Here is a 13053-nt window from a genome sequence, read left to right as displayed (position 1 = left end):
GTCCGCTGATCCCTCGGCTGATCCGTCCGCTGATCCGTCCGCTGATCCGTCCGCTGATCCGTCCGCTGATCCGTCCGCTGATCCCTCGGCTGATCCCTCGGCTGATCCGTCCGCTGATCCGTCCGCTGATCCCTCGGCTGATCCGTCCGCTGATCCCTCGGCTGATCCGTCCGCTGATCCCTCGGCTGATCCCTCGGCTGATCCGTCCGCTGATCCCTCGGCTGATCCGTCCACGAGGCCGTCCAGTAGTCGATTCGGCGGCAAGGCCGGCCTGCTCGGGGGTGCTGCCGCTGTTGGTGGTCTCTGGGTGGCCAGCGAGGTCATGTCCGAGGACGAGCCACCTGCGGATCCTTCAGGTCCAGCAAACCAGCCGCCCCCTGCTCAGCCTTCTGCTGAGGAAGAGAAGGAGAAGCCAGTCGAGGAGGATCCGAACGCCGGGAAGGACAACGACAACGGCGGTTACGACGATGATCCCTATTTCGGTGGACCGAACGATTCCGGCACAGGAGATCCCGGTACGGAACAACCCGGTACGGAGCAACCCGGATCCGGCGACCTCGGTTTGGGCGATCTCGGGTTGGGTGATCTCGGTCTGGGTGGTTCGGGTGATGGTTCAGGTGCGGATAGCGCCGAATCGGGTCCCTTCGGGCCCGATGGTCTCGGATCGGGTGAGCTCTCGGCGGAGGAACTCGGTTCCGGCAGTGGTGAATCGGACGACTCCGACAGCGAGCGTGATCCCAGCCAGAACCCGAGTCCTGGCCCGAGTCCGACGCCCACTCCCACACCGTCGCCCGGTGGTGGCGGCGGTATCGGGGACATGATGATGCCGCTCTTGATGGCGAGCATGCTGTCCGGCATGGGCGGCGAAGATGCTGAGGAGGACAGCGAAGACGACGAGTCCGATAAGGACGAGCCCAAGCCACCGGCTTCCGCGCCGGCCCCCGATCCGGGCCCGCCGCCGACCGGTGAACCGCCCGCCGAGGGCGAGCCTCCCGCTGAGGGTGCGCCTCCCGGGGAAGGTGAGCCTCCTGCCGAGGGTGCGCCTCCCGGGGAAGGCGAGCCTCCCGCTGAGGGTGCGCCTCCCGGGGAAGGCGAGCCTCCTGCCGAAGGTGAGTCACCCGGTGAGGGTGCGCCTCCTGGGGAAGGTGAGCCTTCCGCCGAGGGCGTGCCCCCTGGTGAAGGCGCCCCACCCGGCGAAGGGGAGCCTCCTGCCGAGGGGGGCCCGAGTGCCGAGGGCGAGCCGTCGGCTGAAGGCAACCCGGCTGCCGAGGGCGAACCGTCGACTGAAGGCGAACCGCCGGCCGAAAATGCGCCCCCCGGGGAAGGTGATCCCGCCGGGGCCGAATCCACCGAGGGCGGAGCTTCGGGCGAACCATCTGCTGAGAGTGCGCCTCCGGTAGCGGATTATCAGCCGGTACCCCCGCCGGAAGTCCGCACCCAACCGCGGGATGGTTCGGCCTGACGACCGTGGCAGCCGGGGATGGATCTGTCGGGGTGGTGTGAAGGGCGGCCCGTCGAAGCACTACCGACGGGCCGCTGAGCACTCGCGGGGACTTACAGCGGACCCCACCGGATATCGGTGCTTTCCCGGAAAGCAGCGAAGGAGGCGTCGAGTTCGCCGGTGGCGCTGCACATCACCTGGGTGCGGTTCTCGATATCGAGGGCGTGCCGGAGGCTGGGGGAGTCCACGGTCTGCCACATGGTTTCCTTCGTCATCCAGACCGCGAGTGGGGAGTGGCGGGCGATTTCCTCGGCTTTGGCGACGGCGCGGTCGAGGAGATCGTCGGTGCCGGTCACCTCGAGTACGAGGCCTATGCGTTCGGCTTCGTGGGCGCCGAATATGCGGCCGGTGAGCAGGAGTTCGACCGAACGGGACGCGCCGACCAGGCGTGGTAGGTGGTAGCTGGTGCCCATATCGCAGGCCGAGATGCCGTGCCGGATGAAAACGGCGCCGAAACTTGCCTCGGGGCTTGCGAAGCGGATATCGCAGGCCAGGGCGAGGGCGAAACCGCCGCCGACCGCGGCGCCGTTCACCGCGGCGATCACGGGCTGGCGGAGGCGGTGGATTTTCTCGAAGGCCGAGGCCATCAGTTCCTGGGAGGCGTAGATCCGGGCCACCGGGGAGTGGACCGAACCCAGCAGGGCGGCGGTAGGTGTGGCGTCCGTGGCGGTGAAGTCTTCGGGTTGCGCTTTGAGGTCGGCGCCGGCGGAGAAGCCGGCGCCGGAGCCGGTGATGACGACGGCGCGGACGTCCGGCTTTCCGTTCACTTCGTCGAGCACGGTGTGCAATTCGGCGACCGTCTGGTTGTCGAGGGCGTTACGCCGGTGCGGGCGGTCGATCGTCAGGACGACAACGCCGGAGGGCAGGTATTCGGTGGCGAGCTGGGACACGATTTCGGGCCTTTCCGGAAGCGGACTCAGCGGGCGACGGTGCCGCCGTCGACCAGGAAGGTCTGGCCGGTGATGAAACTGCCGGCGTCGGAACACAGCAGCAGCGCGGTCCCGACCATTTCGTCGGGTTCGGCGAGGCGGCCCAAGAGGGACCCGCCGGCCATCGCCTCGATGAACTCGGGCGGGTTCTTCCGGACCATATCGGTATCCACCGCGCCGGGTGCCAGGGCATTGACGCGGATACCGTCTGCCGCGAATTCGGCGGCCATGGAGCGGGTGAACGACAGCAGCGCGGCCTTGCCCGCCGCGTACATCGACAGTGCGGGTGCGAACTGCATCGCCGCGACCGAACCGAAGTTGAGCACGGCCGCGTGCTCACTGGCCCGCAGATACGGTAGCGCCGCCTGGATCAGGAACAACGGGCCCTGCACGTTGACGCCGAACGATTTGTCGACCGCCTCCGGCTGCATACTGCCCAAGGGTTGCGCGAGTGCGTTGGCGGCGTTGTTGACGACGATATCGAGACCACCGAAGGTCTGCACCGTGGTCTCCACCAGGTCGTGCAGTGCGCCCACCTCGCCGAGATGGGTCGGAACGCCGATGGCTTCGGCGCCGAGCTCCCGCAGCCGGGACGCTGCCTTGTCGCACGCCTCCGGTTTACGGCTGGCGACCACGATATTCGCGCCCGCGCAGGCGAAACCTTCGGCCAGTGCCAGCCCGATACCGCGCGTGCCGCCGGTGACGATCGCGGTCCGGCCGCTCAGGTCGAACAACTTCTGGTAGGAGTCCTTGTCCACTCCGGCCACCCTCTCGATCTCCGGGCGGAACCGCCCCGCCACTGACTACAGCCGCAGTCAGTTGTATCAGCACGGGAGGGCACACGTGCGCGACTTCGGCATCGGAGGGGCTCGCGATGAATTGCACCGACCGGAGATCGGCCGGTTGGCCGACTGCGCGGCCCGGCACGCACCGGTGCCCCGGCGCACATGCCGTCGGACGGCCTTCCTGGGTGGTGTTGTCGCCGAGCGGGGTGCGACGACAGCGTCGACTGATCGCGCGCGGGAAATCACCGGTGGTTTCCGGGCCGGACAGGGCTTCAGTGATCGGTGGCGACGGTGTCGATGCAGGTCGCGGCTGCGGGGAGTTCGTCGGCGAGGAATACGGTCTGAGCCATCATCCTGTAGCCCGACATCTGCTCCCGGAAGACCTCGATCGATTCTTCCGGGTGCACCGAATCGATCACCGCGTGCGGGCCGATCGCGTTGAACTGGTGGCTGACCCCGCGTGGGATCTGCATATCCACGAACGAGCACGGCGGCACGATCAGGTTGTATCGGGTGCGGTGCACGCCGGTGGGGGTGTCGGGGAGATCGTCTTCGAAGGTGGCCGGGCGGAACGGTGTCACGCCGGGAACGTCGGTGATGTCGAAGGGGGAGAGACTGCCGACCCGGATGCGGGTATCGGGGCCGGTCATCATCCGCACGAAACGCAGTCCGGTGTGCAGGTGCATCCGGGAGCAGATATCGCGTTCGGCGACATCGTAGAAGTCCATGATGTAGCGGTCGGCGAAGAATCCGTGGAACGGTTTTTCGATCATGTAGACATCGCCCTCTTCGAAGGTTTGGGAGCGGACGATGCCGTCGGAGTCGGGGGTTGTAGCCGCCGCGCTCTGTCCGGCGCGGGTGACGATATCGGCGAACGCGTTCACCACCGCCAGCGCGACCGGCTCCGGGAACTGCGCGACCGGGGTGACGGCATTACGCCCCGCGTCCCGGAACGTGGCGACATCGTGGATCTCGTTGTCCTCGTCGGCGTACTGTTTGAGCGGCGGTGTGAGGGCGTGCGGTGCGGACATCGTTGAGGGACTCCTGGTTTCGAACAGTGACGAGAAGCGGCGCGGAAGGTTCAGGGGCCCACCTCGAAAGAGCGCAACCACAGCTCGAGCGTGAGGACCAGCCACAGCTTGCCGCCCTGCCGCGGCAGGAGGGAGCCGTCACCGCGCAACCAAGCGCGCAGGGTGTCGGCGCGGAACAGATCGCGGGCCCGCGCGCTGGGGCCGAATAGCAGATCGTTGCCGAGGTCGGCGAGTGGGCCGGTGAGCCACTGCTGCACCGGAACCCGCATTCCGCTTTTCGGCCGGTCGACGATGGTCGCGGGCAGCAGATCGCGGACGGATTCCTTCAGAATCCATTTCTCTGTGGTCCCGGCGAGTTTCAGGTTCGCCGGTATCCGGAACGAATAGTCGATGACCGTACGGTCGAACAGCGGGGCGCGCCCCTCCACTCCGCTGGCGGCGGTGAGACGCTCCACTTTGGTGAGGATGTGGTGCGCGCCTTTGGTGCGCAGATTGGTGTGCAGGAGTTGATTGAGCAGGCCGGTCATGCGGCCCTGTCGCAGGTACGGGGTCAGCAGGTCGGTCAGCGGTGGTGCGTCCGATAGTTCGGCGAGTACTGCGCCGGTGAGCAGGACGGGCAGATCGCCGTGGCATTTGCGGTAGCTGTCGAGATACGCGCGGGCGCGGGCCTGCGGGGCGGGAGCGTCGCGGAACAGTTCGAAGATCAGCATCGGCAGGTTCTTCGGGCCGCCGAAGACCGGATCCCCGCCCTCACCGTTGAGGATGGTGGTGGCACCGTCGGCCGCGGCGGCCTCGGCAAGCAGCAGGTTCGGCACGGTCAGCGGATCACCGACCGGGCAGTCCAGCAGCGATACGGTATGCGCGAGCCGGTCGGCGACGGCGGTTCCGGGCACAGTGAGGACCCGGTGATCGGTGTGGCAGTGGGTGGCGACCAGGCCCGAATAGGCGAGCTCGTTCGGGGTGGTGCCGTCGAATCCGATCGAATACGAGCGCACCGGATGCTCGTGCAGTTTTGTGGCCAGCGCGGTGACCAGACTGCTGTCGATACCGCCGGACAGCAGCACGGCGACCGGTTCGCCGGCCGGCAATCTCCGGGCGGTCGCGCTTTCGAGGAGTGCACGCAACCGCTGCGCGTGTTCGCGGGCGGGCCGGTCCTCGGTGTGTTCCGCGGGCTCCCAGAAGATCTGCTCATCGACCGAACCGTCGAGCCGCAGCCGTAGGCATCGGCCGGGCAGCACCTCGTGGATTCCGCGCAGCAGGGTTTCCGATCCCGGCAGGTAGGCGAAGGTGAGGAACGAGCGCACCGCGGGCAGATGCAGTCCGGTGTCGAGTTCGGGCCAGCGCCGCAGCGCCCGCAACGAGGTCGCTGCCGCCCAATGGCCGCGCGCGCGGGCATGGAAAAGTGTGCGAGCGCCGACGTGGTCGCGGACCAGTACCAGTTCGGTGCCGCCGGAGATCGCGAGGGCGAACATTCCGTCGGCGGCGGCCAGACCCGCGGTGCCGAAACGCGCATAACAGGCCAGCAGCAGTAGCCCGTCGGCGCAATCGGGTGGCGGGGCGTCCCTGCCCAGTCGCCTGCGCAGTTCCGCGGCATTGAACAGGGTGACTTCACCTATTGCCGTCAGATCGAGCCAGGTGAAGGGTCCTTCGGCCTGGCCCGGTTCGTCGGGGAGCAGCCCGAAGGCGCTGCGGCCCGATACCGAAACCGGGTCGCCACCGGCCGCGCGTACCTGCGCGGCCGGGTCGTGCTCTGTCAGGAAGGCGCACCATCGGCTCACTGCTGCTCCTCAGCCGAAATCGCCGTCGGAATCGGCGTCGCCGCCCCATTCGCCGTATTCACCGGAGCCGTCGGTGGCCGCGGCCGGGTCCTCTTCGGCGGCAAGGCGTAGTTCTTCTTCCTGCTCGGGGGAAAGCGAGTCCGGTGGCGCGATGAGGCTGCCCACCAGCACCACCCCTGCCGCGGCGGCGAGGATCCCGCCGAGCCGGCCGCCGAACGACGATCGGTTGGCGGTCAGTGTGCCGTCGCCCCACAGGGTTCGGCCGTAACCCGCCTCACGCCCGTAGACGACGCGGCCGTCGCCGTAGGTGCGTTTGATCAGGTGCCGGCCCAGCGGCTCGTCGGTGCCGGTGGCGCCGCCGTCGTCGCGCCACGACACAGTCCCGTCCGGCCCGCGGGAGCGCCATTCCTGGCGGCCGTCGGAATACCTGCGGTGCACTGTCCGGTCGGCCAGCAACTCGTCGGTGTAGGTGATCTCGGTGCGTGCGCGCATATTCGGCTCCTTCATGCGGCGGGCCAGGTGAGAAAGCCCGTCCGCCGGGCGCGGCGGATATCGAGCGAGGTGCTGCCCGGCCGCGGCACATCGCGGACCAGCCGGTGCACACTGCGCAACAGGACCGCAGGATTCACCGATTCCACCTCGACGGCCCGGGCCGCGCCGGTGGTGCGGATATGTGTGAGGTGCAGAGGCGTGGTCTGGGACGGGCGCAAGCCGATCGGCACGATATCGACCCCCTCGGGAAGGTCGGTCAGGGTGGGTAACCGGTCCGGGAAGGCGAGCTCTGCCGGGCTCGCGTCGTGCAGGACATAGACGGTGCCGTGCGCGCGGGCGAGCATCGCCGTGATCCCCGGAGCGAGCGGTAGTTCCGGGGCGCTCACCACCGGGCACGCCGATTCCATCGGTATCCCGTTGGCGCGCAACATGGCCGCGACCGCCGTGGAACGGCAGACCAGCAGTCGCGGCAGGCCGTAATCGAAGAGATCCGGTTCCGGGGTGTGCGCACCTACGCCGGCCGGGCGGGCCGGTGGCGGGCCGAGTAGTCCGGGTACCTCGCCTATACGGTCCAGTGCCGCCCGGAAAGCCCGGTACGGCACCACCGGCGGGACCGTGAACGCGGGTCGGCGCGGTAGCCGGTGCGCCGGCAGCACCGTGCGGCACAGCTCGTAGTACAGCTGCCGTTCGGTGAACAACAGTCCGTTCGGCGCCGCGGCCCGTGCGGCGGCGACACGTAGGAGGCGGTCCCACGCGCCGGTTATCACGCCGCCGGCCATGTCAGGAATCCCGTCTGCCGCGCCGTACGCCGTTCGGCATCGGTGTCGTCCTCGAGTTTTTCGGCCGCCCGCGAGACGACCGCGATCAGCCGCGCCGGTGGGATCGCCGCGATCGGCGACCACCATCCGTCCGCGAGCCAGTCGATTTCGCGCTGGGTGAGCCCCACGGAGTGCAGATAAGAGATACGGTCGCCGTCCGGTGGCCGTTCGCGCAGTCGGATGGCGGATTCGTTGTCCAGCACCGCGCGTGGGGCGAGGCCGAGAATCCGTACCCGGTCCCCGAGGCTCAGCCGGGCGGCTTTCGCGGTGGCGAATCCTTGCAGGCTCGCATCGTGTAGCAGCAGCACCGGGACGCCGGCCGGAGCGTTCTCGATCCGGTCGGACAGCGCCATATCGTAGGCTTGCGGGATACCGTTGGCCGCCAGGCACGCCCGCACGCTGGGGTCGTGGCAGACCAGGGCGACCCGGGGTTGTTCGACCACCGGAATCGGAACCTGCTGCTCGTCGAGTACGCCCGGCGGGAATTCGCCGTAGACGCTGACCCAGCGGCCGATCACATCCGTCCGGAACCCGTATGCGGTCACCGGCATCGCGATCCGGGTGCGCCGCCGGAACAACGGCCGGCAGGCGTAGATCACCGCCAGTCCCACCGCTATGACGACAACACCGGACAAAAGTAATTTCCAGAACACGAAAGCACCGCTCCACCCCTGGATGCCACTGGTCAGGCACAGGAGGTAGGTAGCTATGACGATGAGGATCACCCAGGTCCCCGCCGCACCGCCGATGTAACGGTCCAGCTCGGGCAACCGTCGGCGCGCCGCCGCGTACCAGAGCTGCGTCACGGTGGCCGACAACTCCCGCCCTGCCGACAACCGTTCGGTGAGCGAACGTAACCGCAGATCGTGTAAGCCGAGCGGCTCTTGCTTGGGGTCGAGCGCGAACTCCCGCTCGCATTTGGCACACCGGTGATCGGTGCGGTCCCGGCGCAGCAAACTACAGCTGCAATGCGGACAGATCATGGTCCGTCCTCCCTCCGGCGCACGCCACCAGCAGGCCGTGCTCATCCTCGTGGCGGGTCTGAATGACCGCTATTCAACATTTAGCACGGAAATGCGAACAGTTCGTGGCCGATACAGTCCTGGTCGTCGTGCCGGGCTGGAACTCGTTCTTGCGAACGCCGGGGGCCGTGCTCGATGCTGGGGCGATGGATATCGGGATCGCACTGCCCACCATGTGCCGAGGCTATGACCGGGCTGCCACCGTCGAATGGTCGCGTCTCGCGGATGAGGGACCGGTCTCCAGTATCTCCTGCGGGGAACGGATGACCTACCACAATCCCGAAATGTGGACGACGATGGCGGCCGCGGCCGCGGTGACCGAACGAGTGCGTATATTCGCGAACCTCTCTGTGCTGCCTGCTCATCCGGTACCGCTGGTGGCCAAACAGGCCGCGACGATCGATGTGCTGTCCGAGGGCCGCTTCACCCTCGGTGTCGGCGTCGGTGGGCGGGGTGGCGACTACCGCAGCCTCGGGGCCGATTCCGAACGCCGCCACGAACGGCTCGACCGGGCGGTCGCCGAGCTACGGTCGCTGTGGGCGGGCGAGCCGCCGTTCGACGGTGCTGATCCCGTCGGCCCGCCGTGCGTTCAGGCCGGGGGCCCGCCCGTGCTGGCCGGGGCACTGGGTCCCAAATCGCTGGCCCGTGCGGCGCAGTGGGCCGACGGGGTGGTGTCCTTCAGTGTGGGCGGGGTGCCGGGGGAGATCGCGTGGTCCGCCGAGGCCGCCCGCCGCGCCTGGGCCGACGCGGACCGCGCAACGCCCCGGCTGGTGAGCGGTTGTTTCTACACCCTGGGAATTCCGGACGCCCAGCCGATCCTGCACAGCTTCACCGCGGAATACCTGGACTTTCTCGGCTCCGGCAATGCTACGGCGGCTGCGGCGGCCATGAAGACCTGTGACGCCGACGCATTGCACCGGACGCTGGACGCGGCGGAAGCGGCCGGGCTCGACGAGTTCATCCTGGTCCCCGGCTCGGCCGATCGCGCCGTCCTGGACGCGACCCTGGAACTCATCGCCGCCCGCTGAAACCGGCGGCCGGTCACCGCGCTACCCGCCGCTCGGAAAGCGCCGGGCTATCCGGGCCGAGCCGTACATGAATCCCGGGGCCGCCGCTATTGCTCCGACCCGCAGTGATCCAGTCGGCATCGAGTCGTGGACACGACCCTGGCCTGCGTCGATATCCAATGCGACTCGTACCCGGCGGATCGCCGTATTTGCGGTGACCGGCCGGCCGGTGATGTTCTGCGGCGGTGACCTACCCAATTCTCACCCAGCTCGGCCCGCGGAACCGGAGACGATTCCTGGCCGCCGCTCTGGCGGTATCCGCGCTGTCGTTCACGACCGCTTGCGATTCTTCACCCGGCACCACCGCGACGTCGGAACCTCCGAGTGTCAGTGCCCCGGCGGCCACCACTCAGGCTTTCGCGGACCTCGAGCAGACCCACGGCGCCCGGTTGGGTGTTTTCGCCGTCGATACCGCTACCGGCCGCAGCGTCGCGTACCGCCCGGACGAGCGGTTCCCGATGGCGTCCACGTTCAAGGGGCTCGCCTGCGGCGCCCTCCTGCACGAGCATCCACTGTCGTCGGGGTTCTTCGACCAGGTGATCCACTATCCGCCCCACGAACTCGTCGAATACTCCCCGGTGACCGAACAGCACGTCGACACCGGGATGACGGTCGCCGACCTCTGCCATGCGGCGATCACCGTCTCCGACAACACCGCCGGCAATCAGATCCTGAAACTCCTGGGCGGCCCCGCCGGTTTCACCGCGTTCCTGCGTTCGATCGGCGACGACACCTCGCGACTGGACCGCTGGGAAACCGAACTCAACACCGCCGTCCCCGGCGATGAACGCGATACCACCACACCGTCCGCGCTGGCCGCCGGCTACCGCACCCTCGTCGTCGGCGATACGCTTCCGGCGCCTGAACGCGAACAGCTGAAGTCCTGGCTGATCGCCACGAGTTCGGGGGCGGATCGTATCCGTGCCGGCCTGCCCGCCGACTGGACCGTCGGCCACAAAACCGGAACCCCGGCCTACGGTTCCGCGCTCGATATCGCCATTGCCTGGCCCCCGGGCCGTGCCCCCTTGGTCATCGCCGTGCTCAGCACCAAACCGGAGCAGGACGCCGAACCCGACAGTGCCCTGCTTGCCGCCGCCACCAGGGCGGCCGTGGCGGAATTGGGAGCCGGCGAAACCGGCCGATGACACGGGCGCCGATCCGGACATACCGCTCTGATCGGAATGCCTACGTGGGCAGGACCGGTGGGTAGGATCTAGATGTTCGCGCAGCTCAGGGCGTTATCCTGGGCAGCGTGACATTTTCGTTGCAGGGATCGGCCCACTGAAGAATCGAGTCGAGGGTATCGACATGACGAATCCGATCGAGCTCTGCGGCACCCGCCGGCCGGGGGCGGCGCCCGAATGAACGCGGCGGCCCGCGCGGCGGATCTCGGGTATGCGGCGGCATGGCGCCTGGTGCGGTTGCTGCCCGAACGGTGGGCGTATCGGTTGTTCGAGATCGCGGCGGATCGGGCCGCGCGCCGCGGCGGGCCGCCACAGTTGCGCCGCAACCTTTCCCGGGTACTGGACACCACGCCGGACGCGGTGCCCGGCGAACTCGTGCGCGACAGCCTGCGCTCCTACGCCCGGTACTGGTGCGAAGCATTCCGGCTGCCGTCGATGGATCCGGTGCGACTCGCCGAGACGATCGAATCCTCGGCCACCGGGATCGAACATATCCGGGACGCTTTCGCGCGTGGTGGGGGCGTGGTGCTGGCGCTGCCGCACAGCGGGAACTGGGATCTGGCCGGGGTGTGGGTGGTGCAGCGGCTGGGCATGCCGACCGTTGTGGCCGAGCGGCTGGCACCGGAATCGCTGTTCCAGCGTTTCGTCCGGTTCCGGGAGAGTCTGGGGTTCGAGATCGTTCCGCTCACCGGTGGCCAGACGCCGCCGTTCGACCAGCTGGCCGCCCGGCTCCGGGAGGGCCGGATCGTGGGCCTGCTGGGCGAACGCGACCTGTCGGGTGCGGGTGTCACGGTCGACTTCTTCGGCGAACCCGCCACCATGCCCGCGGGCCCGGCCAAGCTGGCGGTCGAGACCGGTGCGCCTCTGCTGCCGGTGCACTGCTGGTTCACCCCCGGCGGTTGGGGTTTCGGTATCGGCGCGCCCATCGACACCACCGGCGGCGTCGCCGCGACGACGCAGCGGCTGGCCGATAGGTTCGCCGCGGGTATCGCCGCCCATCCGGCCGACTGGCATATGTGGCAACCGCTGTGGACGGCCGATTTCAGCGCCGACCGGCTCGCCCGGATCGAGGCCCGCCGCACCGGGTCACCCTGATCATCGCCCGCCGGTGATCCCGGCTGTCACGCTCGCCGCAATCTGTGATGCCTCGTTGGGCGGGAGCTGACGTCCGGGGCGCCGGTTCGTGCCGCCACGTCCGGATCGGAGATGTCTTCGACGTCTCGATGTCTGACATCGAAGCCCAGTGCGGTGAGTTCCTCGGAAAGCACCCGGACCGCGGGGTGTATCGGCCGGGGCAGGTAGTCGCCGCGGGCTTCTGTTATTCGGTTGACCGGGACCTCCCGGGCACCGAGGATGCTGCCATGCGTGTGGGTGTCGTGGGTTTGGGGATGGGGTTGTATCTGGCCACCTGGTGCCGCAGGCTCGGGATCGAAGTGGTGGCCGCCTGCGACCGCGACCCCGGCCGGCGGGCCGAAGCACAGGGGCAGCTGCCGGGTACGAGGCTGGTCGACGAATGGCCCGCCCTATTGGACGAACGGCTCGATGCGGTGGTGCTCGCCAACGATTTCGACGAGCACGCGCCCCTGGCCGTCGCATTTCTCGACGCGGGCGTCCACGTGCTCTCCGAATCCGCGGCATGTGCGGACGAACAGCAGGCACAGGCGCTCCTCGCGGCCGAGCGGCGTTCCGCGGCCACCTACTCGTTCGCCGAGAACTATGTGTTCCATCCGCATATCCAGCTCGTACGCACCATCGTGGACGCGGGAGAAATCGGGCGGGTGAACCTGATCGAGGCGGACTACCTACACGGGATGGCGCCGGAAGCGGTCGCGTCGCTGATCGGCGATCCGGCGCACTGGCGTGGCCGGATCGAGCCGACAGCGTATTGCACCCACACACTCTCGCCCGTTCTCGCGCTCACCGGGGCGCTGCCCACCGAGGTGGCGGCCTTCCCGGTCGACAGCGCCGATCCGCGCCCCGCCGTGGTGATGCTGGTGCGACTCGACGACGGTGGGCTCGCGATCACCCGGCACGGTTTCCTGCAGGGCGAACCGGACAGTCACTGGAGCTGGTTCTCGGCGCGCGGGAGTGAGGGACTCGCCGAATCGGTGCGGGCGCCCGGCGAGCGCGCGTGGTCGGTGCGCGTGCGCAAGGAACCGTGGACCGATCCCGGCGGAACCGTGCGCGACGAGGAACGCGAACCCGCACCACTGATCCTTCCCGACGGGACGCGGGTGGAGCCGAAAGCGGAAGGTACGGTGCGGATCCTCGAAGGTTTCCGTGCGTGCGTCGAAGACGGCCGGCCACCGCTCGTTCCCGTGTTGCCCGCGGTTGCCGCATCGCTGGTCGGTGTCGCCGGTGCCCGCTCGCTGCGCGAGAATTCGCGACCGATACCGCTGCCGGATTTCGTGGCCCGCGGTGCCGACCCGGCCCCGTGACCGCGTCC

11 protein-coding genes are annotated in these 13053 nt (G+C 68.6%); 4 read left to right on the top strand and 7 right to left on the bottom strand.

Going from position 1 to position 13053, the window contains the following annotated elements; translation table 11 throughout:
- Positions 1 to 1554: 1554 nt before the first annotated feature.
- The 7 genes from ACFWPH_RS06585 to ACFWPH_RS06555 all read right to left on the bottom strand — a co-directional run bounded on the left by ACFWPH_RS06585 (position 1555) and on the right by ACFWPH_RS06555 (position 8317).
- Positions 1555 to 2391 (bottom strand): enoyl-CoA hydratase/isomerase family protein, encoded by an 837-nt coding sequence (locus tag ACFWPH_RS06585; RefSeq protein WP_378748564.1) that lies wholly within the window; start codon positions 2389 to 2391, stop codon positions 1555 to 1557.
- A gap of 26 nt (positions 2392 to 2417) precedes the next feature.
- Complete coding sequence (locus ACFWPH_RS06580; RefSeq protein WP_378748563.1) at positions 2418 to 3188, bottom strand: SDR family NAD(P)-dependent oxidoreductase; 771 nt, start codon at positions 3186 to 3188, stop codon at positions 2418 to 2420.
- A gap of 299 nt (positions 3189 to 3487) precedes the next feature.
- Positions 3488 to 4246, bottom strand: a complete 759-nt coding sequence (locus tag ACFWPH_RS06575; RefSeq protein ID WP_378748562.1) for a hypothetical protein — start codon at positions 4244 to 4246, stop codon at positions 3488 to 3490.
- 50 nt (positions 4247 to 4296) lie between these two features.
- Positions 4297 to 6024, bottom strand: coding sequence for an asparagine synthetase B family protein (locus tag ACFWPH_RS06570; protein WP_378748561.1), 1728 nt, complete (start codon positions 6022 to 6024; stop codon positions 4297 to 4299).
- 9 nt (positions 6025 to 6033) lie between these two features.
- Positions 6034 to 6516 (bottom strand): hypothetical protein, encoded by a 483-nt coding sequence (locus ACFWPH_RS06565; RefSeq protein ID WP_378748560.1) that lies wholly within the window; start codon positions 6514 to 6516, stop codon positions 6034 to 6036.
- 11 nt (positions 6517 to 6527) lie between these two features.
- The gene (locus tag ACFWPH_RS06560; protein ID WP_378748559.1) at positions 6528 to 7295 is read right to left on the bottom strand and encodes a hypothetical protein; all 768 of its coding nucleotides are present in this window, start codon (positions 7293 to 7295) and stop codon (positions 6528 to 6530) included.
- Positions 7280 to 8317, bottom strand: a complete 1038-nt coding sequence (locus ACFWPH_RS06555) for a hypothetical protein (protein ID WP_378748558.1) — start codon at positions 8315 to 8317, stop codon at positions 7280 to 7282. The genes ACFWPH_RS06560 and ACFWPH_RS06555 overlap by 16 nt, the downstream gene beginning before the upstream one ends.
- 185 nt (positions 8318 to 8502) lie before the next feature.
- Between ACFWPH_RS06555 and ACFWPH_RS06550 the strand changes: the two genes are divergently transcribed.
- The 4 genes from ACFWPH_RS06550 (at position 8503) to ACFWPH_RS06535 (ending at position 13045) form a co-directional block, all read left to right on the top strand.
- The gene (locus tag ACFWPH_RS06550) at positions 8503 to 9384 is read left to right on the top strand and encodes an LLM class flavin-dependent oxidoreductase (RefSeq protein WP_378749408.1); all 882 of its coding nucleotides are present in this window, start codon (positions 8503 to 8505) and stop codon (positions 9382 to 9384) included.
- 236 nt (positions 9385 to 9620) lie between these two features.
- On the top strand, positions 9621 to 10568 hold the full coding sequence (bla, locus tag ACFWPH_RS06545; RefSeq protein ID WP_378749406.1) for a class A beta-lactamase: 948 nt from the start codon (positions 9621 to 9623) through the stop codon (positions 10566 to 10568).
- A 216-nt stretch (positions 10569 to 10784) separates the two neighbouring features.
- Positions 10785 to 11702, top strand: a complete 918-nt coding sequence (locus ACFWPH_RS06540; protein WP_378748557.1) for a phosphatidylinositol mannoside acyltransferase — start codon at positions 10785 to 10787, stop codon at positions 11700 to 11702.
- 266 nt (positions 11703 to 11968) lie between these two features.
- Complete coding sequence (locus ACFWPH_RS06535; RefSeq protein WP_378748556.1) at positions 11969 to 13045, top strand: Gfo/Idh/MocA family protein; 1077 nt, start codon at positions 11969 to 11971, stop codon at positions 13043 to 13045.
- Positions 13046 to 13053 lie beyond the last annotated feature (8 nt).

The sequence above is a fragment of the Nocardia sp. NPDC058499 genome (assembly GCF_042719915.1).
GTDB lineage: Bacteria > Actinomycetota > Actinomycetes > Mycobacteriales > Mycobacteriaceae > Nocardia.
Note: the sequence above shows the minus strand (reverse complement) of the source record. Positions and strands in the feature narration are given on the sequence as shown.